Annotated in this window: 21 protein-coding genes and 1 pseudogene; 11 read left to right on the top strand and 11 right to left on the bottom strand. The window is 70.9% G+C overall.

The annotated features are described in order from the left end of the window. Positions 1–10 precede the first annotated feature (10 nt). Positions 11–1165, top strand: coding sequence for an SGNH/GDSL hydrolase family protein (locus A4R43_RS03950; RefSeq protein WP_113697330.1), 1155 nt, complete (start codon positions 11–13; stop codon positions 1163–1165). 24 nt (positions 1166–1189) lie between these two features. On the opposite strand, the gene A4R43_RS03955 is transcribed toward A4R43_RS03950, so the two are convergent. From A4R43_RS03955 to A4R43_RS03965, 3 genes are all read right to left on the bottom strand, one after another. Beyond that, positions 1190–1570: a hypothetical protein gene (locus tag A4R43_RS03955; RefSeq protein ID WP_113691034.1), complete on the bottom strand. Its 381-nt coding sequence runs from the start codon at positions 1568–1570 to the stop codon at positions 1190–1192. Positions 1571–1689: 119 nt separating this feature from the next. After that, positions 1690–2337 (bottom strand): response regulator, encoded by a 648-nt coding sequence (locus A4R43_RS03960; protein ID WP_113691035.1) that lies wholly within the window; start codon positions 2335–2337, stop codon positions 1690–1692. Next, positions 2334–3533, bottom strand: a complete 1200-nt coding sequence (locus tag A4R43_RS03965) for a sensor histidine kinase (RefSeq protein ID WP_162788307.1) — start codon at positions 3531–3533, stop codon at positions 2334–2336. The genes A4R43_RS03960 and A4R43_RS03965 overlap by 4 nt, the downstream gene beginning before the upstream one ends. A gap of 130 nt (positions 3534–3663) precedes the next feature. Between A4R43_RS03965 and A4R43_RS03970 the strand changes: the two genes are divergently transcribed. Both A4R43_RS03970 and A4R43_RS03975 read left to right on the top strand, forming a co-directional pair. Further along, positions 3664–4359: an ABC transporter ATP-binding protein gene (locus tag A4R43_RS03970; RefSeq protein WP_113691037.1), complete on the top strand. Its 696-nt coding sequence runs from the start codon at positions 3664–3666 to the stop codon at positions 4357–4359. Then, positions 4356–6809, top strand: coding sequence for an ABC transporter permease (locus A4R43_RS03975; RefSeq protein WP_113691038.1), 2454 nt, complete (start codon positions 4356–4358; stop codon positions 6807–6809). Before A4R43_RS03970 ends, A4R43_RS03975 begins: the two co-directional genes overlap by 4 nt. 1347 nt (positions 6810–8156) lie before the next feature. On the opposite strand, the gene A4R43_RS03980 is transcribed toward A4R43_RS03975, so the two are convergent. Together A4R43_RS03980 and A4R43_RS03985 are read right to left on the bottom strand one after the other, a co-directional pair. Further along, the gene (locus A4R43_RS03980; protein WP_205215237.1) at positions 8157–8783 is read right to left on the bottom strand and encodes a dihydrofolate reductase family protein; all 627 of its coding nucleotides are present in this window, start codon (positions 8781–8783) and stop codon (positions 8157–8159) included. Between the two features lie 59 nt (positions 8784–8842). Further along, the gene (locus tag A4R43_RS03985; RefSeq protein ID WP_113691039.1) at positions 8843–9520 is read right to left on the bottom strand and encodes a helix-turn-helix transcriptional regulator; all 678 of its coding nucleotides are present in this window, start codon (positions 9518–9520) and stop codon (positions 8843–8845) included. Positions 9521–9599: 79 nt separating this feature from the next. Here A4R43_RS03985 and folE point away from each other — a divergent pair, with 79 nt between their 5' ends. Both folE and A4R43_RS03995 read left to right on the top strand, forming a co-directional pair. After that, positions 9600–10187, top strand: a complete 588-nt coding sequence (folE, locus tag A4R43_RS03990) for a GTP cyclohydrolase I FolE (RefSeq protein ID WP_113691040.1) — start codon at positions 9600–9602, stop codon at positions 10185–10187. A gap of 94 nt (positions 10188–10281) precedes the next feature. After that, positions 10282–10887, top strand: coding sequence for a maleylpyruvate isomerase family mycothiol-dependent enzyme (locus A4R43_RS03995; RefSeq protein WP_113691041.1), 606 nt, complete (start codon positions 10282–10284; stop codon positions 10885–10887). Between the two features lies 1 nt (position 10888). On the opposite strand, the gene aztA is transcribed toward A4R43_RS03995, so the two are convergent. Continuing rightward, positions 10889–11599 carry a zinc ABC transporter ATP-binding protein AztA gene (aztA, locus tag A4R43_RS04000; protein WP_113691042.1) on the bottom strand — a complete coding sequence of 237 codons (711 nt, stop codon included), beginning with the start codon at positions 11597–11599 and terminating at the stop codon, positions 10889–10891. Positions 11600–11647: 48 nt separating this feature from the next. Between aztA and aztB the strand changes: the two are divergent. The 3 genes and pseudogenes from aztB to aztD all read left to right on the top strand — a co-directional run. Further along, positions 11648–12466: pseudogene (gene aztB, locus A4R43_RS43780) on the top strand (zinc ABC transporter permease AztB); the annotation flags it as partial. A 1163-nt stretch (positions 12467–13629) separates the two neighbouring features. Then, entirely contained in the window at positions 13630–14529 is a 900-nt protein-coding gene (gene aztC / locus A4R43_RS04010) for a zinc ABC transporter substrate-binding protein AztC (RefSeq protein ID WP_113691044.1), read from the top strand. Between the two features lie 20 nt (positions 14530–14549). Then, positions 14550–15728 carry a zinc metallochaperone AztD gene (gene aztD / locus A4R43_RS04015; RefSeq protein WP_113697332.1) on the top strand — a complete coding sequence of 393 codons (1179 nt, stop codon included), beginning with the start codon at positions 14550–14552 and terminating at the stop codon, positions 15726–15728. Here the strand turns inward: aztD and A4R43_RS04020 are convergent. From A4R43_RS04020 to A4R43_RS04030, 3 genes are all read right to left on the bottom strand, one after another. Next, positions 15709–16383, bottom strand: coding sequence for an NAD(P)-binding protein (locus A4R43_RS04020; RefSeq protein ID WP_113691045.1), 675 nt, complete (start codon positions 16381–16383; stop codon positions 15709–15711). The two genes, aztD and A4R43_RS04020, sit on opposite strands and share 20 nt — an antisense overlap. A gap of 81 nt (positions 16384–16464) precedes the next feature. Further along, complete coding sequence (locus tag A4R43_RS04025) at positions 16465–17565, bottom strand: family 2 encapsulin nanocompartment cargo protein terpene cyclase (protein ID WP_113691046.1); 1101 nt, start codon at positions 17563–17565, stop codon at positions 16465–16467. Positions 17566–17574: 9 nt separating this feature from the next. Continuing rightward, the gene (locus A4R43_RS04030) at positions 17575–18426 is read right to left on the bottom strand and encodes a geranyl diphosphate 2-C-methyltransferase (protein ID WP_113691047.1); all 852 of its coding nucleotides are present in this window, start codon (positions 18424–18426) and stop codon (positions 17575–17577) included. A gap of 331 nt (positions 18427–18757) precedes the next feature. Between A4R43_RS04030 and A4R43_RS04035 the strand changes: the two genes are divergently transcribed. Together A4R43_RS04035 and A4R43_RS04040 are read left to right on the top strand one after the other, a co-directional pair. Further along, on the top strand, positions 18758–19324 hold the full coding sequence (locus A4R43_RS04035) for a TetR/AcrR family transcriptional regulator (RefSeq protein WP_113691048.1): 567 nt from the start codon (positions 18758–18760) through the stop codon (positions 19322–19324). 5 nt (positions 19325–19329) lie between these two features. Continuing rightward, positions 19330–20925, top strand: coding sequence for an SDR family oxidoreductase (locus A4R43_RS04040; protein ID WP_113691049.1), 1596 nt, complete (start codon positions 19330–19332; stop codon positions 20923–20925). Here A4R43_RS04040 and A4R43_RS04045 read toward each other — a convergent pair whose 3' ends face one another. Then, positions 20926–21651 carry a S1 family peptidase gene (locus A4R43_RS04045; protein ID WP_113691050.1) on the bottom strand — a complete coding sequence of 242 codons (726 nt, stop codon included), beginning with the start codon at positions 21649–21651 and terminating at the stop codon, positions 20926–20928. Positions 21652–22277: 626 nt separating this feature from the next. Between A4R43_RS04045 and A4R43_RS43155 the strand changes: the two genes are divergently transcribed. After that, the gene (locus A4R43_RS43155; protein WP_205215238.1) at positions 22278–23771 is read left to right on the top strand and encodes a serine/threonine-protein kinase; all 1494 of its coding nucleotides are present in this window, start codon (positions 22278–22280) and stop codon (positions 23769–23771) included. A gap of 4 nt (positions 23772–23775) precedes the next feature. Here the strand turns inward: A4R43_RS43155 and A4R43_RS04055 are convergent, their stop codons facing one another. Beyond that, a complete protein-coding gene (locus A4R43_RS04055) occupies positions 23776–24306 on the bottom strand; it encodes an Imm15 family immunity protein (RefSeq protein WP_113691051.1) in 531 nt (176 codons plus the stop codon). Positions 24307–24327 lie beyond the last annotated feature (21 nt).

Genomic DNA, 24327 nt, shown 5'->3' on the forward strand with positions numbered 1-24327 from the left:
GACTGTGCGCATGGCTGCTTCGTGGACCACGACGCCCATCACCGCCGAGCTGGTGCGTGGCGCGATCGAACTGGAACGCACCGAGCACGGTGTGCTGCCCCATCGGCTCCCGGCGTGGGCGCGGGAGCAGTGCGCCGACGGTCAGCTGGCCATGGCCGAGGCCCAGCCGTCCGGTGTGCGGGTGGTCTTCCGCAGCGCCGCCACCACCATCGAGCTGGACACGCTGCGCACCAGGGTCGGCTACCGCGACCTCCCGCTGCGTCCTGACGGCCGGTACGACCTGATCGTCGACGGCGCCGCCGCCGGGCAGGCGAGCACCACCGGCGGCAAGGTCCAGTTGCTGGACATGGCCACCGGTGCCGTCGAGGTCCAGCCGGGCCCGGTCGGCACGGTCTGCTTCGACGGCCTGCCCGACCGGGCGAAGGATGTCGAGATCTGGCTGCCGCACACGGAAATCACCGAACTGGCCGAGCTGCGCACCGACGCCCCGATCGAACCGGCGCCGGACCGGGGCCGCCGGGTGTGGCTGCACCACGGCAGCTCGGTCAGCCAGGGCTCGAACGCCGCCAGCCCGGCCACCACCTGGCCCGCACTGGCCGCCGCCCGCGGGAACGTCGAACTGATCAACCTCGGTTTCGGCGGCAGCGCGCTGCTCGATCCCTTCACCGCGCGCACCATGCGCGACACCCCGGCCGACCTGATCAGCGTCAAGCTCGGCATCAACCTGGTCAACGCCGACCTGATGCGCCTGCGTGCCTTCGGCCCCGCCGTGCACGGGTTCCTCGACACCATCCGCGAAGGCCATCCGGCCACTCCGTTGCTAGTGGTTTCCTCCATTCTGTGCCCAATCCACGAGACCACCCCGGGCCCGGGCGCGGTCGATTTCAGCGACGGCACCCTGCGGTTCCGCGCCACCGGCGACCCCGCCGAAAGCACCGCCGGAAAGCTCACGCTGACCGTCGTCCGCGAAGAGCTCGCCCGCATCGTGACGCAGCGCGCCGACCCCAACCTGCACTATCTCGACGGCCGCGAACTCTACGGCGAGGCGGACGCCGCCGAGCTGCCGCTGCCCGACCGGCTGCACCCGGACGCCGCCGCCCACCAGCGCATCGGCACCCGCTTCGTCACCCTGGCCTTCGGCCCCGGCGGCCCCTTCGCGGGCTGAGCCGGGCACCGCTCCGCGGGTGTCCTATGTGGACGGCTGCAGCCAGCCGCACACCACCAGCACCAGGCAGTGCTCGTGGTCGACCACGGCCCGGAGCCGCTGATCCCCGCTGTGTGCGTGGAACAGCTGCTCGGACATCAGCAGGACGAGCGGGTCACGCGCGGACGCCGTCTTGAGCGCCGCTTTGCACAGTGCCGGTACCGACCGGAACCGCCGCTGGATCGGCACCTCCAGATCACGTGCCCCGGTCAGCCCGATGTCGGTGAAGTTGCCCGCCGTCCACACCGCCGCTGCCGCGTGCCCGGCCAGCCGCGCGCGTAGCTGGCTCGGCTTGCAGCGGTGCACCTCGCTGATCCGCACGAGGCGGCCGGCATCGCGCGCCGGCTGACGGAACGGCCAGTGCACGTCGAGGCGACCTCCTGAGCGGCGTCGGCGCATTTTGCACCCAGCAGGGTACGGCCATCACCCTCACCCGTCCGCCGGTTCACCCGATTCACCCGACTGCGTCCGAAATCAGCCCCGGCTCACAGCTCGTTGGCGTCGCGGGCCAGGATCGCCGCCTGGACCCGGTTGCTCAGCCCGAGCTTGGCCAGCGACCGGCTCACGTGCGATTTCACCGTGGCCTCGCTCATCATCAACTCCTTTCCGATCTCGGCGTTCGACAGTCCCTGGGCGATCGCGTTGATCACCCCGCGCTCCCGGTCGGTCAGTGCGCTCAGCTTCTCCCTCGCCCGGCGAGCCCGTTCCGGGTGCCGTTCGGTGAACGCGGTGATCAGTCGCTTCGTCACCGTCGGCGCCAGCATCGCGTTGCCCGCCGCCACCGTGCGGATCGCCGCGGTCAGCTCGGTCGGCGGCGTGTCCTTGAGCAGGAACCCGGCTGCCCCCGCTCGCAACGCCCGGTGCACGTAGTCGTCCAGGTCGAAGGTGGTCAGCATGATCACCTTCGGTGGCCGTTCCAGCCCGGCCACCTGCTCCAGCGCCCGGAGCCCGTCCAGCCCGGGCATCCGGATGTCCATCAACAGCACGTCCGGCCGGTACCGCATCGCCGCCTCCACCGCCGCCCGCCCGTCTTCGGCCTCGGCCACCACCTCCAGATCTGGTGCCGGGTCGAGCAGGCCGCGCAACCCGGCCCGGACGAGCGCCTCGTCGTCGGCGATCACCACCTTGATCACCGTCGCACCTGCTCCGCGTAGGGCAGTCGCGCGGTCACCAGCCAGCCACCGCGGTCACAACTCGACGAGTGGAAGATCCCGCCGACCAGTTCCACGCGTTCCCGCAGGCCCAGCAACCCCAGTCCGTTGCCGGGCAGCGGTTCCGGTCGCTCGGCCGGTGCCGCGTTGTGCACCTTCACCTCGAGGGCGTGCCCCACCGATCTCAGTTCGACTTCGGTTTCCACCGCGCCGGCGTGCTTGTGCACATTGGTCAGCGCCTCCCGCACCACCTGGTACGCCGTCTGCGCCACCATCGGGGACACGGACGGCAGTACGGTGTCGTCGCGCCACCGCACCGGAATCCCGGCTGCCCGTGAGTCGTCCACCAGCTCGCCGATCTCCGCCAAAGTGGACGGCGGCTGCGTGGTCGTCCCGGCCACCTCACTGGTGCGGAGCACACCGAGCACCTCACGCAGCTGCGACAGCGCTTCGCGCCCGGTCGTCCTGATCAGCGCGGCCGTTTCCGCCGTTTTCTTCTCCTTCGTGTTCACCTCCAGCACGCCGGCGTGCAACACCATCAGCGACACCCGGTGTGCGACCACGTCGTGCATCTCCTGTGCTATCCGCGAGCGCTCGCGCGCACGAACTTCACGGACCTGCGTGGTGTGCTGCAACCGTTCCTGGGCGGCTTGCTTGCGCAGTCCGGCCACCACCTGCCGCCTCGTCTCGATCAGCAAGCCGACCACCAGCGGCAGCAGCACGAACAGCGCGATACCACCGGTAGCCGCCGGCAGCTGCGACCACCCCCGGCGCGGCAGGCCCAGTGCCGCGCCGAGCACCTCCGGCAGCATGGCCACCGCACTGGCGGCCACGGTGTATATGGCCAGGTGCGCCGGGCGCCGGTAGGTGAGGCCCGCCAGATAGGACGTCACCAGCAGGGGCGCCCCGGCCGAGGTCAGTACCGTCACCACCGGCATGACCGTGAAGAGCATCGACTTCCGCCAGAGCCCCACCAGCAACGTCCCCATGGTGGACACCGTCGTCAGGATCTGCAGTGCCCGGACGGTGTCCTCGTTCTCCTTCACCATCCACACGAGCAGCGTCCCGGGCCCCCACGGCAGCATCATGCCCAGCAGCAGGACGAAGGCAAGGACCGTGAATTCGGTCTTGCCCATGTCCCGGGGTAGTGGGCGCAGCAGCCCTTCGACGATCCGCACACAGCGAGCGTATCGGCGCGGGCGGGCCGCCCCATCGTTCTGAAGTAGGCACGATGGTGTCTCTTTAGTTGGAGGCGCGATCGACTTCCGGCCGAGGCCGCGCCCGGCCCCGCCGCCCGACCATGGGGCCATGACAGAAACAGCCAGCGCGATCGTCGTTCGCGGGCTCACCAAGGTCTACGGCTCCGGCGAGACCGAGGTGGCCGCGTTGCGCGGAATCGACGTGACCTTCCGGCGCGGTGAGTTCACCGCCATCATGGGCCCGTCCGGCTCCGGGAAGTCCACCCTCATGCACTGTGCCGCGGGGCTGGACCGGCCGACCACCGGCCGGCTCCTGCTCGACGGCACCGACCTGGCCACCTTGTCCGACGACGCGCTGACCGAACTGCGGCGGGACCGCATCGGGTTCGTCTTCCAGGCGTTCAACCTGCTGCCGACACTCACCGCGCTGGAGAACATCACCCTGCCGCTCGACCTGGCCGGCCGCCGCGCCGATCCGCGGCTGCTGGACCGGCTCGTCGGCACGCTGAAACTGGACGACCGGCTCGGCCACCGCCCGGGCCAGCTTTCCGGCGGGCAGCAGCAGCGCGTGGCCTGCGCACGCGCGCTGATCACCGGGCCCGCGGTGGTCTTCGCCGACGAGCCGACCGGCGCGCTGGACTCCGGCAGTTCCGCCGAACTGCTGCGGTTCCTGCGGACCAGTGTGGACGAACTCGGCCAGACCATCGTGATGGTCACCCACGACACCGCCGCCGCGGACTACGCGGACCGGGTGCTGCTGCTCTCCGACGGTGTGCTCGCCGGTGACCGGAGTGCGGTGCGATGATCCGGGCGGCACTACGGGATTTGTTCTCGCACAAGGGAAGGCTGGTCGCCACGCTGTGTGCGATCGCACTCGGCGTCGCGGCCACCGTGGCGGGCTGGGCACTGGCCGATTCGATCACCGCGACGCTGGCCGAACGGCCGGTCCGGGACGGCACCGGGGCCTGGGTGAGCACCAGCACCGGGGCCGCGCTCACCGAGGCCGACCGCGGCCGCCTCGCGGCGGCGCCGGGCGTCCAGGGCGCGGCCGGGGTGCGTGTCGGACACGCGGGCCTGGTCGGGCCGGACGGCAAGCTGGTCCGGTCGGCCACCGCGCCGGACCGTGCCGGGACCAACTGGGACAACACCGGCCGGTTCCGGCTCACCGCGGGCACGGCGCCGGGTGCTGCTGAGGTGGCGGTGCACCGGGCGGACGCGGAGCGGGCCGGGCTCGCACCGGGGCAGAGCGTGCGTGTCCTGCTCGGTGAAGGGCGAGCCGAGCAGGTGCGGGTCGCCGGGGTGTTCGACTACCTGACGATGGGCCCGGATTCCGGCGACGCCGCCGACGTGGTGCCGTCGGTCGCGTATCCGGAACCCGCCGCCGGGGACCGGTTCGGTGCCGGGTACCACCGCATCGAACTGGTGCTGGCCCCTGGCGCGAGTCCGCCCGCGATGGCGCCGGGGCAGCAGGTGGCCACCGGTGCCGAGTTGGCTGCGGCGGCACGGGCGGACATCGAGGCTTCGCGCACCGACCTGCGGCTCACCGTGCTGCCGCTGGCGGCGATCGCGCTGCTGGCCGGGATGTTCGTCATCGGCAACACCTTCACCGTGCTGATCACCCAGCGCACGCGGCAGCTGGCGCTGCTGCGCGCGGTCGGTGCGACCCGGCGGCAGGTGCGCCGCACGGTGATCGCCGAAGCGGCGGTGCTCGGGCTGGCCGGTGGCACCCTCGGCTGCCTGCTCGGCACGGGTCTGGGGCCGGTGGTGCTCGCGCTGCTCCAGCCGGACGAGGAGATGGTGTACCGGGTCTCGCCGCTGGCTATCGGCCTCGGTTACCTCGTTGCGATCGGGGTCACCGTGCTTGCCGCTTACGGCCCGGCGCGACGAGCGTCGAAGGTGACTCCGATGGCCGCCCTGCGCAGTGACCCGGTGCTGGGTGGGCGGGCGTTCACCGGCCGTACGGTGGCGGGTGCGGTGTTGCTCGCGGCCGCGGTGGCGGGCGTGCTCGCGACCGCGGATCCGTCCTCGGAGAACCTGCCGCGGATCGTCGGCCTGGTGTCGGCCGCCGCCGGAGCGGGCGGACTGCTGCTGCTCACCCCGGCGCTGGCCGCGCTGTGCTTCCGCCGGTTCCGGCGGGGCAGCCCGGCGGCCCGGCTCGGGGTGCGCAACGCGGCCAGGGATCCACGCCGGACCGCGGGTTCGGCGGCCGCGATCACCGTCGGGTTGGGGCTGGTGTGCGCGTTCGGCACGCTGAGCGCGACGCTGACCGAGCTGATCGCCTCGACCATCCGGGCGAACGTGCCGGTGACCACCACGGTGCTGCGGCCCGCGGCCGGTGGTCAGGCCGTACTCGGGCCCGGGGATCTGGCCAGGCTCAGCGAGGTGCCTGGGGTGACTGCGGTGGCGGGTAGCCGCGACCGGCTCGCCGATATTTCCTATCCCGGTGGGGAAACCCAGCGCAATGTCTCGGCGATCGAGCCGTCGGCGCTGACCGGCGTGCTGTCCCCGCAGATCACCGCGGGCGACGCGGACCTGACCCGTGGTGTGGTGGTTTCCCGCAACCAGGCAGACATGCTCGGGCTGGGCGTGGGAGATCCGATCACCCTGCGGCCGGGGGCCGGAAGCCCGATCGCCACGCGGGTGACCGGGGTTTACGAGGCGACCGAACTGCAGGCGAGCATCTACTACGACCTGGCGCTGGCGCCCGCCGAAGTCCGTGACCGAATCAGCCTGGGTTACGCGACGGGAGTCGACCCGGCGGCGGTGCGCAAGTCGATCGAAGCAGCCTTCGCGGACCGGCCGGACGTGCTGGTCACCGACCGGGAAGGACTCGCCGAACAAGGCATCGAGTCACAGCGGCTCGCGTTTGTGTTGCTGTACGCGATGTTCGGCGTGGCCGTGGTGATCGCCGTGTTCGGTGTGGTGAACACGCTGGCCCTGTCCGTGTTGGAGCGCACCCGGGAAATCGGCATGATGCGGGCGATCGGCGCTTCCCGGTCGCTGGTCCGGCGCATGGTCCAGGCCGAGAGCATCGCGATCTCGCTGTTCGGCGCGGGTCTCGGAGTGGTCACCGGCCTCGGGGCGGGCACGGTGATGCAGCACGCCATGCTCGGCCAGTCACTCGGGGACGCCTCAGTGCCGCTGGATGTGATCGCGATCTGCCTCCTGGGCATGGTGCTCGCCGCCGTACTGGCCGCCCTGTGGCCCGCCCGACGTGCAGCAAGAACGGAGGTGCTACCCGCAATCGCCCCCTAACCCCAAATCCCGACGTCAGCCCAGAAACCCGGCAGGCCCAAGCACCCAAGGGCGCTCGACCGGCCGCGACTCCCGGCCGTACGCAGCCGACCGATCGCTTCGTGCCCCCGGCGGGCGTGGTCACGTTGAGGTACAGGCAGTCCTCGTTCGTGCTGCCCTGCGGTGCTTCCGGGCCCTCTTGACAAAGAATCCCGGCGTGACACAGCGAAAGACCGGACGAGCGACCGAGGGCGATCGGTCGGCCAGGGCGACTGCCAGGCGCGAGCGGCCGACCGATCACTCTCAAACAAGAGAATCCCGGCTTGGCACAGCAGAAGGCCAGGGCGAGCGACCGGGGGTGAGCGGCGGTCAGGCGAATTCGAGGTGTAGAGGGCCGGGCGACCGCCGCCTAGCAAGAAATCCCGGCGTGGCGCGGTGGAAGGCCGGGACGAGCGACCGGGGGTGAGCGGCGGTCAGGCGAATCCGGGGCGTAGATCGCCGGGCGACCGCCCTCTGACAAGAGAATCCCGGCTTGGTCCAGCGGAAGGCCAGTGGAGAGAGACCGAGGTCGATCGATCGGCAAGGGCGGCCCTCGGGCGTAAGCGGCCGACCGATCAGTCTCTAACACGCGAATCCCGGTGTGGCTTAGCGAAACCCGGAGGGGTGAGAGACCGAGTGCGAGCGTGCGGTCAGGCCGAATCCCGGACGTTAGTCGCCGGGCGATCGTCCGCTAACAAAAGAATCTCGGCGTGGCGTAGCGGAAACCGAGGGCGATCGGTCGGTCAGGGTGGCCCGGGCGTAAGGGACTGGGCGATCGCCACGCATCCCGGGCGCCCTGTTGGCCGCAGTTGCCGCCAGCAGGGCGGCCGAGCCGATTGGCACGCCCTCGGTGACCAGCGCCCAACACCCGCCCTGGTACGGAACCGGGGCCACCCACCAGCACGACGACGGCCTCGCGAGCGGACCCAGACGATCGACCACAAAGGACACTTCCGGGTCCGCTTCTCCGTCTGCTCGACGTGTCCGGACTGGCGCCGGACACGTCGAGTACAACCGACAAGCATCTTTGATCGCCGACAGAAGGCGGGACTGCAGTGCCCGCTGACCACGGTGTTGCCCCGATGGGAGTGCCAGGCGACGCCGATTCGGCTACGGCCAGCTTCGCGAACGGCCGGGCTCGAGCGTGTCCACTAAGGACACGTTTCCGGGCTCCGCTCTCCGGGAACCGGGCGGACGTGCGCCGAGCATCAGGTGGTCACCGATAGGGAAGGGATCTGCGGCGGCCGTTGACCGGGGGCCTGCTCGCCGCGGTCGATGTGGGCGGGGTGGCGACCGTCCCGGGCTGAAGGCCACCGTGGCGGTGGGTGTCTAAGAGGAAGGCAGCACTCGGTAGGACACGTGGATGACTGAACTCGTGGCCCGCGACTTTACTTGTTCCAGTTTCAGCGGCGGGACGCCGTCGAAGAGGCGGGAGCCGGAGCCGAGGGTCAGTGGCACGATGTGCAGCCGCAACTCGTCGAGGAGGCCGGCGGTGAGGTATTGGTTGATCGTTTCCGCGCCGCCCTGGATCAGGACGTCGTTGTCGCCGGCGGCGGCGCGGGCTTGGGTCAGGGCGGATTCGATGCCGTCGGTGACGAAGTGGTAGGTGGTGCCGCCTTCCATGGGCTGCGGGTTGCGCGCGTGGTGCGTGAGCACAAAAACCGGGGCGTGGAACGGCGGGTTGTCCCCCCACCAGCCGTTCCACGGGCGGTCCCATTCGTCACGGACCGGGCCGAACATGTTGCGGCCCATGATGAAGGCGCCGGCGGAGCCCAGCTGATCGATCTCGGCCTGGTGCTCGGCGGGGTTGTCGAACATCCAGCCGTGCAGTTGGTCGCCCCAGCCGTCACCGCCGTCGTCGCCGAAGGGGCGTGCCTCGCTCTGGTTGGGGCCGGCCACGTACCCGTCGGCCGTGATCGTGATGTCGCTGACCACCTTGCCCAGTCGTCCGGTCATCGCGCTGTCCTCCTGTAGTCGGGGCTTTCGTCAGGACAGACCACGCGGAAGCGCGAAACTCATCGGCCGGCCGATTCTCCTTCGAGACGTACACAGCAGTGCCCGGGGGAGGGGGCGAGGCGGGCGACCAGCCCGGTGGTGGCGAGGCCGTCGAGCAGGCCCTGGAGCAGGCGGAGGTTCATGCCGCAGACAAGCTCAGTCTGGTGCTTGGCCAGGCCGTGAAACGGGCAGTTGCCCAGCACGATCGCGGTGCTGGTGCGGTGTGGCTCGAAGCCGAGGCGGTCCAGCACGGCAAAGGCGCCGTCGGGCTGGGCGGTCCGGCCGAGTTCCTGGCCGAGTTCGCGGGCACGCCGGTCCAGCACGGCACGCGGGGACGCGCCCGTGGCCTCGGCTTCCTGGAGGGCGTCGGCGAGCAGGCGGCCCGCCAGTTCGTAGCGCCGGTCCGGCAGCGAGACCGCGATCTCCCGCGACGAGCGGCGGTACAGCTTGGCCGGGCGACCGGCGCCGGGGCCGCTGCGGCCGGTGCGGCGCTCGTACACCACGTCGAGCAGGCCGTCGCCGACGAGGCGGTCGAGGTGGAACGCCACGGTGGTGCGCGGCAACCGCGTCTCCGCCGCGGCCTCGTCCCGGCTGACCGGGCCGGACCGGCGCACGACGAGCTCGTACAACCGGCGGCGGGTCGGCTCGCCGAGTGCGGCGACCGCGGCGACCTGTGCGGCTCGCGATGTGACGTCCATTTCTAAAAACGATCTCCGTTGACTGAATTGGACGGGGGGTTCTAAGGTTAGCGCGACTTGGTGTTAGAAGGAGGGGCGTATGGCCGCGCCGTTGCGGGTGGTGAACGGGCGTACCGGCGTCGACGTCGAGGCGGCGCAGCGGGCGGTGGCCGATCTGCTGGTCGCGCTGGGGCACGACCCGGCGTCGGAGCACCTGGCCGACACGCCGAGGCGGGTCGCCGACGCGTACGGCGAGCTGCTCACCCCGCGCGAGTTCAACCTGACCACCTTCCCCAACGACGAGGGCTACGACGAGCTGGTGCTCGCCCGCGGCATCCCGGTGCAGTCGCTGTGCCAGCACCACCTGCTGCCGTTCCACGGCGTCGCGCACGTCGGCTACCTGCCCGGCGAGCGCATCCTCGGGCTGTCGAAGCTGGCGCGCGTGGTCGAGCTGTACGCCCGCGACCTGCAGGTACAGGAGCGGCTGACCAAGCAGGTGGCCGACTGGCTGCAGCAGCACCTCGCGCCCAAGGGCGTCGGCGTGGTGATCGAGGCCGAGCACATGTGCATGTCGCTGCGCGGGGTGCGGGCCACCGGGTCCAGCACGGTGACCTCCGCCCTGCACGGGGTGCTGCGGGACGACGCGCGCTCGCGGCAGGAGTTCTTCGGGCTCGCCGGCATCCGCTGAGCGAGCCCTCGAAAAATTTCCTGCGCGGGTGTCCTTCCGCCGGTGGCTCGTTCGTGGTGATGGCGAACGAGCAGCCGACAGCAGGGAGCGCGTCATGCGGAACAACAACGACCAGGTCCACGCCTGGGTCCGGGCCGAGCGGCTCGGCCTCGCCGACTTCCTCGAGGGCCTGACCGAGGACGAATGGCGCGTGCCTTCCCTCTGCGAGGGCTGGACCGTGCGCGACGTCGCCGCCCACATGACCTTGTCCACGCGGATGTCGCTGCGGCTGACCATCAAGGGCGTGCTGCGGTCGCGGGGCAGCGTGCACCGCATGTTCGACGTGCTGGCCAGGGACCGCGCGGCCCGGTTCACCCCCGCCGAACTGGTGGCGCAGCTGCGTGAGACGGCGGACTCCCGGCACCTCACGCTCGGCGCCAGCCCGTTCGACCCGCTGGTCGACGTGCTGATCCACGGGCAGGACGTGGCCCGGCCGCTGGGCAGGCCGCGTCCGATGCCGCTCGACGCGGCGGAGGCGGCGCTCGAGTTCGTCTGGAACGCCAAGTTCTACGGCGCGCGGAAGCGGCTGCGCGGCCAGCGACTGGTCGCCACCGACCGCGACTGGACCGGCGGCGAGGGAGCCGAGGAGGTCCGGGGCACGGTCTCAGACCTGCTGCTGCTTGCCACCGGCCGGACCGTGCGCCCCGCGCTGACCGCCTGAGTCACCGCACCGTCGGCACACCCCACGCCTCGGCCACCTGTTCCGGGGTCAGCACCGAAGCGGGCGGGCCTTCGGCGACCAGCTGACCGTCGCGCAGTAGCAGGCAGTGCTCCGCCTGATCGGCGACGGCGAGGTCATGCGTGACACGCAGGACCGTCACGCCGTCGTCGCGGGCGGCATTCAGCGCTTCGTCGATCAGCGTCCTGGCTCGCAGGTCCAGTCCGGCCGCCGGTTCGTCGAGCAACAGCAGTCCGGACTGCTGCGCCAGGCCTTGCGCCACCAGCGTCCGCTGCCGCTGCCCGCCGGACAGGGTGCCGAGCCTGCGGTCGGCGATCGAGGTGATGTCCAGGCGCTCCAGGCAGTCTTCGACCAGTGCTCTGTCCTTTTTGGTCAGACGACGCCACGGACCGCGATGGGCCCAGCGGCCCATGGCGACGGTGGCACGCACCGTGACCGGCAGCGCGTCGGACACCTCGCTGTGCTGGGTCACGTACGCCGGGCGGTCCTGGCCGCGGCGCGTCACCGAGCCCGCGCTGGTGGGCAGCACGCCGGCGATCACGTTGAGCAGGGACGACTTCCCGGCTCCGTTCGCGCCGACCACCGCGGTGAGCCGCCCGTCCGGCACCTCCGCGGTGATCCCGTGCAGCACTTCCCGGTGGCCGTACCCCGCGTGCACTTCACGCAGGGTGATCGCCGCCGTGTTCTCGCTCATCTGACACCGCCCATGATAATGACAATCATTACCACTATAGTGTCCGGCGTGGACTGGTTGCTGATCCCCTTCGAGGTGTCCTTTGTGCAGCGTGCGCTCGTCGCCGGAGTGCTCGTGTCGGTGGTGTGCGCGCTCGTGGGCACCTGGGTGGTGTTGCGCGGCATGGCCTTCATCGGCGACGCGATGGCGCACGGCATGCTCCCCGGGGTGGCGATCGCCTCGCTGGCCGGGGTGAACCCGTTGTTCGGCGCGGCGCTGAGCGCCGGGGCGATGGCGCTGGGCGTGACCGCGCTCGGGCGGTCGCGGCGGTTGTCGCAGGACACCGCCATCGGCCTGCTCTTTGTCGGCATGCTCGCGGCCGGTGTGATCATCGTCTCGCATTCGCAGTCGTTCGCGGTCGATCTCACCGCGTTCCTGTTCGGTGACGTGCTCGCGGTCGGCCCCGGCGATCTGGCCCTCCTGGCGGGCGCGCTGGTGGTCGTGGCGGTGGTGTCGCTGCTCGGCTATCGCTCGTTCACCGCGCTGACCTTCGACGCCAGGAAGGCGCGCACGCTCGGCCTGCGGCCGGGACTGGCGAACGCCGTGCTGCTGGCGCTGGTGACGCTGACCATCGTCGCGTCGTTCCGCGTGGTCGGCACGCTGCTGGTGTTCGGCCTGCTCATCGCGCCCGCGGCGGCGGCCACCTTCTGGGCGCGGCGGATCACCACGATCATGCTGGTGGCCGCGCTGCTCGGGGTGCTGGCCACGGTCACCGGGCTGGTGGTCTCCTGGCACTGGGGGACCGCGGCCGGGGCGACCATCGCGGCGACGGCCGTGCTGCTGTTCTTCGCCTCCGCGCTGCTGTCCGCCGCGCGCCGCCGGAAGCGGTGGGGCGCGGGCGCTCTCGCGGCCGTGTCGTTGTTCGCGACGGCCTGCGCGCCCGAACCGGAGCCGGCCGCGCCCGCCGCGGAAGTGCCGCACGGCTACGTCGAAGGCGCCGAGGAAACCGCCGAGGCGCAGTCGCGGCTGGTGGTGGCCGACGCCGGAACGGGGGCCGTGCGCGTGGTGGACCTGATCACCGAGCAGGTCCACCCGGCGGGCCAGGTCGACGGGGTGCGTGCCATCACCGGGGACGGGCGGTTCGCCTACCTCACCGGACGGGACGACTCGGTCCGCGTGGTGGACAGCGGATCGTGGATGGTCGACCACGGCGACCACGTGCACTACTACCGCGCGGCGGTCCGCGAAGTCGGTGTGGCGCCGGGGAAGCAGGCGCTCGGCGCGTACAGCGACCCGGCGGTGACCGCGGTGTCCTATCCGGACGGTACGGCGATCCTGCTCGACCGTGCGCGGCTCGACAAGGGGGAAATCACGGAACTGGGGAAGATCGCCCACGGACCGCATCCGGGCATCGCCGTGCCGTACGGGGAGAAAGTCTTGGCTTCCGACGGCTCGCGTGGTGTACGCGTCCACGATCGCCAGGGGAACGCGGTGTCGGACATCGAACCCGCGTGCCCGGAACTCCAGGGCCAGGCGGTCACCCGGCGCGGCGTGGTCTTCGGCTGCGCGGACGGTGCCCTGCTGGTCACCGAGAAGGACGGCGTGTTCGCGGGCGAGAAAATCCCGTACCCGCAGGAGGTTCCCCCGCAGGAACGCGCGACGAAGTTCACCCACCGCCCGGGCAGCACCACGCTCGCGGCGCCCGCCGGGGAGAACGCCGTGTGGTCACTGGACGTCAGCCGCCGGGCGTGGAGCCGGGTGGCGACCGGGCCGGTCGCCGCGGTGAACGCGGTGGGGGAGGGCGCGCCGCTGCTGGTGCTGACCCGCGACGGCGTGCTGCGTGCCTACGACGAAACCACCGGTCAGGAACGCGCGCAGGCCCCGTTGATGCCGGACGCGACCGGCGCCGCGATCCAGGTCGACACCACCCGCGCCTACGTCAACAACCCCGCTTCGGGAGAGGTGTACGAAATCGACTACAACGACAACCTGCGCCGCGCCAGGACGTTCACCGTCGAAGGCAAGGCCAGCTACTTCGTGGAGACCGGGCGATGAGGCGGGTGCTCTGCGCGCTGGTCGCCGTGCTCCTGGTGACCGCGGGATGCACCGCGGAGGGTGAGAGCCGCTCGTCGATCGTGGTGACCACGAACATTCTCGGGGACATCACCCGCAACATCGCCGGTGACCAGGCCCCGGTGACCGTGCTGATGAAGGCGAACGCCGACCCGCATTCGTTCGGCATCTCCGCCCAGCAGGCCGCCGAAACCGAACGCGCCGGCCTGATCGTCTACAACGGACTCGGGCTGGAAGAGGGCATGCTGAGCACCGTGCGGGCCGCGCAGGAGAGCGGGGTGCCGGTGCTGCCGGTGGGGGAGCGGGTGAACCCGATCAGCCATCCCGGCGGTGAGGTACCCGATCCGCACTTCTGGACCGACCCCGGCCGCGTGCGCGACGCGGTGAACGTGATCGCGGAGCAGATCATCGCCGAAGTGGACGGGGTGGACGCGGCGGCCGTGCGGGCCAACGCCGACCGGTACCGCGGTGAGATCGAAGCGCTCGACACCACGATGACCGAGCGGTTCGCGACGATCCCGCCCGAGCGCCGGAAACTGGTCACCAACCACCACGTTTTCGGTTACCTCGCGCAGCGTTTCGGCTTCGAGGTGATCGGCGCGGTGATCCCCGGTGGCACCACGCTCGCCTCACCCAGCGCCGCCGATCTGAAGTCGCTGGCCGACGCGGTCCGCGCGGCGGGCGTTCCGGCCATCTTCGCGGATTCCTCGCAACCGGACCGCCTCGCGCGGGTGCTGGCCGAGCAGGCCGGGCTGCACGTGGCGGTGACGCCGCTGTTCTCGGAATCGCTGAGCGAACCGGGCCAGGGCGCGGCCACCTACCTGGAAATGATGCGCGCCAACACCGAGGCGATCGCAACCAGCTTGACCCGTCCGTGAAAAGGAAAGGTGTAGTGGAAATGGCAAAATCGCTGTTCACCCGTCGACGAACGGTGGTGGGCACCGCGGTGGCCGCGCTGGCGCTGACGGCCTGCGGTGCCGAGCAGCCCGCTCCGCGGGACAACAACGCGGCGGCACCGGCGCAGGCGACCATCGCCGAACCCGTCACCGTCACCTACGACGGCGGGATCTACGTGCTGGACGGGAAAACCCTCCAGGTGGCCAAGGACATCCCGTTGCCGGGCTTCAACCGCCTCAACGCGGCGGGCGACGACCGGCACGTCATGGTGTCCACCTCCACCGGGTTCCGCGTGCTCGACGCCGCCCGCGGGGTGCTGATGGACAACGAGGTCAAGGCGCCCAAGCCGGGGCACGTGGTCCGCCACCACGGGAAAACCGTGTTGTTCGCGGACGGCACCGGTGAGGTGACCGTGTTCGACCCGAAGACGATCGGCGACGGCCCGCTGCCCGCGCCGCAGTACAAGACGCCGGAACCGCACCACGGTGTCGCCGTCGAACTCGCGAACGGCGAGCTGGTCACCACCATCGGCAACGAGGACGCGCGGCCGGGCATCATGGTGCTGGACAAGGACCGCAAGGAGATCGCGCGCAACGAGCAGTGCCCCGGCGTGCACGGCGAAGCGGCCGCGAAGGGCGAGGCGGTGGTGATCGGCTGCGAAACCGGTGCGCTGATCTACCGCAACGGCACCATCACCAAGGTCACCAGCCCCGACCCGTACGGCCGGATCGGCAACCAGGCGGGCTCCGACGTCTCGCCGATCACGCTCGGCGACTACAAAGTGGACGAAGCCGCCGAACTGGAGCGCCCGACCCGGGTTTCGCTGATCGACACCGAGCAGGCCACGCTCCGGCACGTCGAACTCGGCACCAGCTACACCTTCCGCTCGCTGGCCCGCGGCCCGCAGGGGGAGGCGCTGGTGCTCGGCACCGACGGGCAGCTCCACGTGATCGACCCGGTGGCCGGTTCGGTGGTGCGCAAGATCCCGGTGACCGGTTCGTGGCAGGAACCGCTGGAGTGGCAGCAGCCGCGCCCGGCGATCTTCGTCCGCGGTGGCACGGCCTACGTCAGCGACCCGAACAAGAAGGAGATCCACGCGGTGGACCTCGCTTCGGGCAGCAAAACCGCGACCGGCGCGCTGCCCGGCGTGCCGAACGAGGTCAGCGGGGTACTGGGCTAGTGGCGGGGGTGCCGGGATCACCAGGCGGTCCCGGCACCACCCCGCCCCGGCACATGATCATGATCCGGTCGCCGGCGGCCAGCCGGAGCGACGCGGCCGCGGCACCGAGGTGCCGCACCCCGCCGCGCAGCACACCGATCGCGCTCGCCCCGCACTCCCGCAGGAACAAGCCGATTTCGGAGGACTGGACCGGCCGCGACTGCACCAGCCAGCCGGAACCCGGCTGCTGCGCGGGCGCGAGCCGCTGGCCCAGCGCGCCCGCGGCCAGTGCCGCGCCCGCGGTGTCCGACGAGATGACCACCTGGTCGGCGCCGCGGAGGTGGGCCACGTGCTTGCGGTCGGTGACCGCGGTGACCACCACCGCGTCCGGCGCGCACATCTCCCGCGCCACCATGGTGATGAACACCGCGGTGGCGTCCGGCTGCACGGCCACGATGACGTGCCGCGCGCCCGCGATCCCCGTCCGCCGCAGGGCGGAGCGGTCGGCGGCGTCACCGAGCACCGTGCGCGCGCCCAGGTCCGCCGCCTCGGTGACGGCCGTCCGCCGCTGGTCGATGACCACGAGCCGCTCGGCGGGAAGGCCGGTGGACAGCAGCAATCTGGCGGCGGAGGCGCCGATCGCGCCAAAACCGATGATCAGGGTCGGGCCGGTCAACGGGTCCCCCGGTGTGGTCGGCGCATGGAGCGCGAGTAGACCGGGGGACCGGCCGCGGCGAGAAGGTCCTTGGCGGAATATTTACGACTTCTTTGCGCTGTCCTGGTAGCGCGGATTGGTCGCGTGCCACTCGAAACCGCCCGCCATCCAGTCGCGGACGCCGTCGAGAAAGCGGTGCAGCTCCGGTGACGGCACCGCCCGCAGTTTCCGGTGGCCCTCCTGGAAGTCCCGCACCATCGAGTTGTGCAGTTCGACGGTGGCCTCGGTGGCTTCCTCGATGGAGCAGTCCCGGTCGGCCGCGATCTGCAGCACCATGTTGCACACCGGGTGCTCGTCGGCGGCGTCCTTCGCCACCGAGTACAGGTCGTTGACCAGCACGCACGCCGTTCCGGCCTGCATGAGCGCCCGGCGGACCCGCGGTTCGTAGTACAGGTGCGCCGGCAGTTCGTACCCGCCGACCGCGTCGATCAGCGTCATCGACGTGTAGAAGCTGTCGTGCTGCCGCGCGGCCAGGTACTCCCACGCGGGCGGGTACGCGCCGGTGTAGCGCCAGGCCGCGTAGGCGTCCCACGCCACGAACATCGCGAACGTGGAATAGCAGACCCGCTGCACCTGCACGGCGCTGCCGTGCCGCGCCAGGTGCCCGATGGCCGAGTTCAGCCCGACCAGGATGGGGTCGCCGCGCAGGGCTTCGTCGAGCTGCTCGGTGAACTCCCCGGCCGGTGCGACCGGGTCCATCGCCGACATCACCAGCGCCAGCCGCGGCGGCAGTTCGGTCGGCGCGGCACCGAGTTCGCTGTCGTCGGCGTAGTAGTCGTCGGCCGCCCACCAGACCGCGTTCAGCTGCGCCGCGATCAGCAGGTGGTCCGGGTCGTCGGAATCCGGGTGGGCCAGCGTGACCAGCTTGCCGAACCCGGCGCGGCCGATCTGCTCCAGGCCCTTGCCGGTGAACCCGCAGTCCGCCGCCCAGGTGACCAGGCGGCGGTCCACCTCCTCGGCCAGCGGCTCGTCGACCCGCCGGACCACCGGGCAGTACAGCGGGGACGCGCTGCCGTCGCCCCAGCTCATCTCGGCGTACCCCGGTTCGGGCAGCGGGTCCGGCCGCGGCGCGACCCTGGCGGCCGCGGTGCCCAGGCCCGACGGCCCGGACAGCACGGCGGCCAGCGCTCCGGCCTCCTGCATGCGCACCCCTCAGACCCGGTCGGCGGCGATGAGCAGGTAGTGGAAGCTGCCTTCGCGGTAGGCGGTGAGGAACGGTTCCTCGATGCCGGTGGCCACCGACGAGCGCGCCCGCAGCTCCCAGTACGGAATGGTGGCGGCGGTCAGGTCGACCACGTTGATCGGCACAAAACCGTTGTCCGCCAGCGCCTTGAAGTAGTCACCGCGGGCGTGGATGTTGCAGATGTAGTGCTGGTCGATCTGGCTGACCGCGCGCGAGCGGCCGCCGGTCACGTCGTTGTAGCAGCCGGTGATCGTCACGTAGCGGCCGCCGGGGGCGAGCTGCCGGGCGTGCTCGGCGAACAGGTCGCCCAGGTCCACGTACATGGTCGACTCGTTGTTCCAGATGCCGGCGAAGGCACCGGTTTCGAAGCCGGTGTCCAGCATGTTGCGCTCGTGGTAGGCCACGTGGCCGTCCACCCCGAGCTTGGCCGCCTGCGCGTTCGCGAACTCCACCTGCTGCCGGGAAATCGACACGCCGTCCACCCGGCAGCCGAACCGCTGGTGCGCCATCACGCTGGTACCGCCGCGGCCGCACCCGGCGTCGAGCAGGCGGTCGCCGGGGGAAATGGGGCCGAGGTGGTCGAGCAGCACGTCCGCCTGCGCGGTTTCCAGCCGGTGCATTTCCGCGATGATCGCGTCGTCGCGGGTTTCTTCCGGGGCTTCGAGAACGGCCGGGTCGTAATCGCCGATGCCGTAGTGGTGGTGGAAAAGGCCGTCGATTTCACCCAGCCGAAGGTTGACCGGATCCTTCTCCTTGTCCCAGTAGTCGGCGACTGAACGCTGGTAGGCGGTGCGCAGCACGGGACGATCAAGAGAAGTCATTCCAGCGGCTCCTTGACATCTGTCGGCATCGGTGATCTCGCGTATATATCTCTAGTATGCTCTAGCTTTGTTCGACGCCGTTGCCGAACGCGGCCAACGCTAGACTTCGCTTCTCGCCCGGGACAAGACGGCCGATCGCGGTTCACTCTGGGGTGGCGGGGGTATGGGCAAGACCTGCCTGGCTGGCCTAATTCGCGCATCCGGCGGTCGGTCCGGAAATGGTGTGGAACCGACTTTCGGCGCCATTTTCCTCCCTAATGGCTGACGCCCCATTCACTGTCGGTGCCCGGGGCCCTTGCGGAGATTATGTAGATCGGTCTACTCTGACGGCGTGCTGAAGGGTGAGCGGACGCGGGCCAAGCTGGTCGCCGCGGCCAGGGAGGTGGTGGAGGCGAAGGGGTACCACGGCACCGGGCTGAACGAGGTGCTCGCGGTGGCCGGTGCGCCGCGGGGATCGCTGTACCACCACTTCCCCGGCGGGAAGGACGAGCTGATCGGGGAGGCGTTGAGCGCTGCCGGTCAGGAGGTCGATGCGCTGCTGGACGAGCTGGCCGCCTCGGCGGCGGGTGCCCGTGAACTCGTGCTCGCCCTGCTGACCGCGCTGGCGGACCGGATGGCGGCGGCGGACTACGCGAAGGGCTGCCCGGTGGCGACCGTAGCGCTGGAGGTCGCGGCGTCCGAGGGGGAACTGCGGTCGCTGTGCGGCGGCATCTACGACGGCTGGCAGCACAAGCTGGCCGACGCCCTGCGAGCCGAGGGGCGGGCGGAGGCGGACGAGCTGGCCGCGACCGTGCTTGCGCTTGTCGAAGGCGCGCTGGTGCTGGCGCGGGCGCGGCGCAGCCGGGGGCCCGTCGAGCAGGTCAGCCGTCGCGTCGGCCGCCTACTGGAGCTGGAGTGACCACAATGGACAGTGCAGGCAGAAGCGACAGCGTGGTGTTCGGCGCCACTGGGTTTCTCGGCCGGTGGATCGTGCTGCACTTGCTGGGCCGGGGCCGCACGGTCGCGGCCGTGGCGCGCCGCCCCGGTGACCTGCGTGACTGGCTGGTGGCGCGGGGCGCGGTGGTCGATCGGCTGGAGCTGGTGACCGGTGATCTCGCGGCCGGTGACGACCTCGGGCTGAGCGCCGAGGACAACGCGCGGCTGGCGGATGTGCGCGATGTGTTCAACGCGGCCGGGGTCTACCGCTTCGGCCTGCGGCGTGAGGAGGCCGTGCCGGTCAACGTCGATGGTGCGGTGCGGGTGGTGCGGTGGGCGAAAACCCGGCCGAAGCTGCGCCGGCTGGTCCACGTTTCCGGGTACCGCGTCGGGCGCGAACCGCGGCCGCGGTACCCGATTCCGGACGCGGAACTGGCGGCGCTGTACCGGAGCAAGGGCGCCTACGAGGGTTCGAAGTTCGAGGCGGACGCCGCCGTGCGCGTGCTCTCGGAGCGGCTCGGCGTGCCGCTGACCGTGGTGAATCCCAGTACTGTCATCGGTCATTCGGTGACCGGCGAGGCGGGCCAGTACGTCGGCCTGGCCGAGCTGGTTCGTGATCTGTGGACCGGGAAGCTGCCCGCGTTGCCGGGCAGCGCACGCACCTTCGTGCCCGTGGTGACCGTGGACCACTTCGCGGAGTTCACCGCCGCGGTTCCCGAACACGATGCCGCCGGCAGCCATTGGGTGCTCGACGGGCACACGCCGGAACTGCCCGCGCTGGTGCGGTTGCTGGCCGCGCACCTCGGGGTCCGCGCGCCGAAGCTCAAGGTGCCGGTGGGGCTGCTCCGGCGGCTGCCCGCCGCGGTGGCCCGCGCCGATCCCGAAACGCTGAGCTTCCTGTCCGAGGACCGGTACGACACGGCTTCGGCGGAGCGGATCGCGGCCACCGCCGGGTTGTCGCATCCGCCGGTCGAAACCGCGTTGCGCCGCTGGGCCGACCGCCTGGTCGCGGACGGCTTCGGTGCCGCACCGGCCGTGCTGCCTGGCGGGTTCCACGAGGTCGCGGGCTCGCGGGCGTATGTCGCCGGTGCTCGCGTCGAGCCGGATTACGTGCTGCTGCAAGGACTTGAGCCGAGCGCGGAACCATGGCGGGAGATCGTCGGTGAACTCGGGTCCGTGCTGACCGCCGATCTTCCCGGGCTCGGCCGGTCGGCACCCAGCGCGCTCGCGCCACACGACTGGCTCGCCGAGTTGCTGGCTCCCGTGCGGACGCGGCCGGTCATCGTCGCGCACCAGGCCGCGGCCGAGCCCGTGCTTCGGTTTGCCGCGGCACACCCGGACCGGCTGGCGACCGTGGTCCTGGTGCCACCCGGGTTCTTCACCGCCGGGCCGGTCGCGGTGCCGAGCCGGCCGGGTGCCGCCCGCCGCCGGGTGCGGTGGCAGCGGGCGGCGGCCGATCCGGCACGGGTGCGGGCCCGGTATGGCACCGTGCCGGTCGTTTTTGCCGCCAGTGGCGCGGAAATCGTGGCCGCGGGCGAAGGCCGTCTCGGTGCGGTCGGGCACCGAGACGGCCTGGGGTCCTGATCAGACTCCGGCGACCTGCTGGATCCAGCTGCGGTACCGGGTGATGTTCGTGTACGCGGTGTTGTTCGACCGGTCGCTGGTGGAGGCGACGCCGACCTGGCGGCCGGAGGCGAACATCGGGCCGCCCGAGTCACCGCCGGCGGTGATGCCGTCGATGCGGTTGGCGCACACCGAGATGCCGCCGTAGTAGTCACTGCAGTTGACCGAGTTGACCCGCACGTTGGCGTACTTCAGGTACCGCGACTGGCAGTTGATCTCCGAGCCGCAGCGGCTGGTCGCGCCCCAGCCGTAGACCTGCACGGTCTGGCCGGTGGACACGTCGCTGGTGGTGCCGAGCGGGGAGTAGGTGGCGTTGACCGTGGTGGTCAGCCGGACGATCGCCAGGTCGGCCGAACCGGGGTACCGGGTGATGGTGCTGCCGGTGGCCATCGTGCCGCCGCTTTGCTGGTCCAGGCTGCCGATCCGGAAGGTGTAGGTGCCGCTGCTGGCGACGCAGTGCTTAGCGGTGAGGATGTACTGCGGCGCGATGATCGTCGCGGTGCAGGTCTGCCGTCCGTTCACGAACAGCCGGGCCGCCCACGGCCCGCTCGTGGCGTACTGACCGCCGATGATGAACGGCTGCACGGTGCCGGGCTCCGTGGCGGGTGCCGCGGTGGACGGGGCGGCGAGGCCGAGCAAGGCCATCAGGGCACTGCCGATGAGCACGGCCAGAGAGCGCAAGCGCATGATTCCGACTCGTTTCTGCGGCACGGGTGGTGCCGCGTTTCCGGGGAGGGGATGCGCTCAATTCTGTGACCGGCACGCGCGGCGCTGGAACCGACGAAAGTCGGGTGGTCCAGACCAGCAATACCTATTCATCGGCGGTGGACGACCTCGGTATACCGCCGGTGTTATCCGTACCGTTCGGCCGTTTGGCCGAAGGTGCTCAGATGCGGGTCAGCAGGGTGTACGCGGCGACCAGCAGGCCGCCGCACAGTGCGGCGAGCAGCAGGACGCGCAGGTTCAGGGCGTCGGTGGGGTTCGCGGTGGAACGGCGCATGGTGGAGCCTCCGGTGGGTCGGCGCCGGCTGGTGCGCGGCGGGGCCGTGGGGACGGTCATGTCCCGCTGACCTCCGCCGCCGGGCCTCGTGACGGCGGTTCGGCCCCGAAAGCGCGAATCTCACCTCGGCGGGTGATGCCGGGGAGGATCCAGCGAGGTCAGCACAGGCGTGTGACCACAAGTAGCGAACCGATCACTCAAGGTGTCAGGTGTAATTTTCCGCCGCCTTTACCGCATGCCGATGAAATTTCGATGAAATGGCCGGGCCACCATTTTTGCCACCGGCGGCATTGTTCTGTTGTACAGTTTTCCGGTGGCAGGCAGATTCAAGCCGCTGACCCCGGAAGATCCGCGTGAAGTCGGCGGGTACCGGTTGCGCGCGCGACTCGGCGTCGGCGGCATGGGCCGGGTCTACCTGGCGTTCAGCCCCGGCGGCCGGGCGCTGGCGATCAAGGTGGTGCGCACCGAGCACGCCGAGGACGAGGAGTTCCGGCGGCGGTTCCGTCAGGAGATCGCCAGCGCCCAGCGGGTGCAGGGCATCTACACCGCGCAGGTGATCGACGCCGACGCCGAGGCGGACGTGCCGTGGCTGGCGACGGCGTACGTGCCCGGCCCGTCGCTGCGCGAGGCCGTGGCGGACCACGGGCCGCTGCCGCCCGAAACGGTTTCCCGGCTGCTGGCCGGGGTCGCGGAAGGGCTGGCCGCGGTGCACGCGTGCGACATCGTCCACCGCGACCTCACCCCGGCCAACGTGCTGCTGGCCGAGGACGGCCCGCGGGTGATCGACTTCGGCATCGCGCACGCGGCGGCGGCCACCTCGCTGACCCGCACCGGGATGAGCATCGGCACGCCGGCGTTCATGTCGCCGGAACAGGTGCGCGGCCAGGCCGTGACGGCCGCCACCGACGTGTTCGCGCTCGGGCACCTCGCGGTGTTCGCCGCCACCGGACGGCCCGCTTTCGGTGAGGGCAACCGGGACGCGTTGTTCTACCGCGTGCTCTCCGAGGACCCGGACCTGACCGGCTGCCCGGAAGCCATCCGGCCGATCGTGGCGCGCTGCCTGGCCAAGGAACCCGGTGACCGGCCGTCGCTGGAGGAGGTCATGGCGGAAGCGGGCGAGCACGCCGACCTCAAGCTGTCCGGCGACTGGCTGCCCGACTCGGTCACCGAGGTCTTCAAGCGCTTCGACACCGCCTTGTACACCGTCCACGAAGGACAGAAAGAACCGAAACCGCGGAAACCACCGAAACCGCCGGAGCAAAAGGAAAAGCGGAGCGTGCCGGTCGGCGGCCTGCTCGGCGCCGCCACGCTGGTCGCGATCCTGGTGATCGGCTCGATCGGCCCGGACAAGGTGCTGAACGCCGCGGACGAGTTCTTCGCCAGCGCCAAATCCACCAGCACCACCACCAAACGCGCCACGACCACCAAGAAGACCACCACGACCACGCGCACGCCCGTGCGCCGCGCGACCACCGAACGGACCACCACCACAACCAGGACCACCGACCGGAAGAGCAAGCAGGAAGCCTGTTCGGCCGCGGAACGGGCGTTCGACAAGCTGGAGAACACCACGATCAGCTCGGACCGGCAGGAGAACGCCGCCGCGTACCGCCGCCTGTCCCGCGACCTGGCCGAGGCCGGGGACGGCGCGTCGGACTCCACCGTGCGGTCGAAGCTGAGCAGGCTGTCCAGCGGTTATTCGACCGCGGCGGACTACCTGTACGACGATCGCCCCGGCGCGTTCTCCACCCTCGCCGCCGACCTCGACTCGGACGCGGACGAACTGCGCGACCTGTGCCGCGGCTGAGTCGTCAGGCTTCGACGGTGCCGGGTGGCACCGGGTGGTCGGCCTGCTGCACCCAGACCCGTTCCAGCCGCCCGTCCACGAGGTCGTCGTTGAGCAGGTAAGCGGGGTCGTGGCCGAGCAGGTGGGCGACCATGTTGCTGCCCTCGCTGCCCGGCGGCCGCAGCCGGAGGTGCTCGAACACGCCCCGGCTCGGGTTCGCCAGCCAGAAGTGCGGCGTCAGCGGGTCGCCTTCGGGCAGGTGGTCCCAGCCGGTGACGGTCACCGCGCAGAAGAAGTCGAACTCGCGCCCGGCGTAGAACTCCTCGGCGTGCGCCAGGACCCGGCCGAGGTGCGCGGCGGCCGCCCGCACCAGCACCTGGTTCCGCTCCAGCGGCGGCAGCTCGTCCAGGAACGAGATCTGCCGGTAGGTGGCGTACAACGGCAGTTCGTCGAAGTAGCCGTCGTAGGACATCAGCCCGTCGAAGTCGAGCAGGTCCCCGTCGGCCAGCAGGCGGTCGAACTCCGCGCGGAACCGGGGGTCGATCTCAGCGGTCACCGGGGCCTCCCTCCACTTCGG

It is taken from the genome of Amycolatopsis albispora, assembly GCF_003312875.1.
Lineage (GTDB): Bacteria > Actinomycetota > Actinomycetes > Mycobacteriales > Pseudonocardiaceae > Amycolatopsis > Amycolatopsis albispora.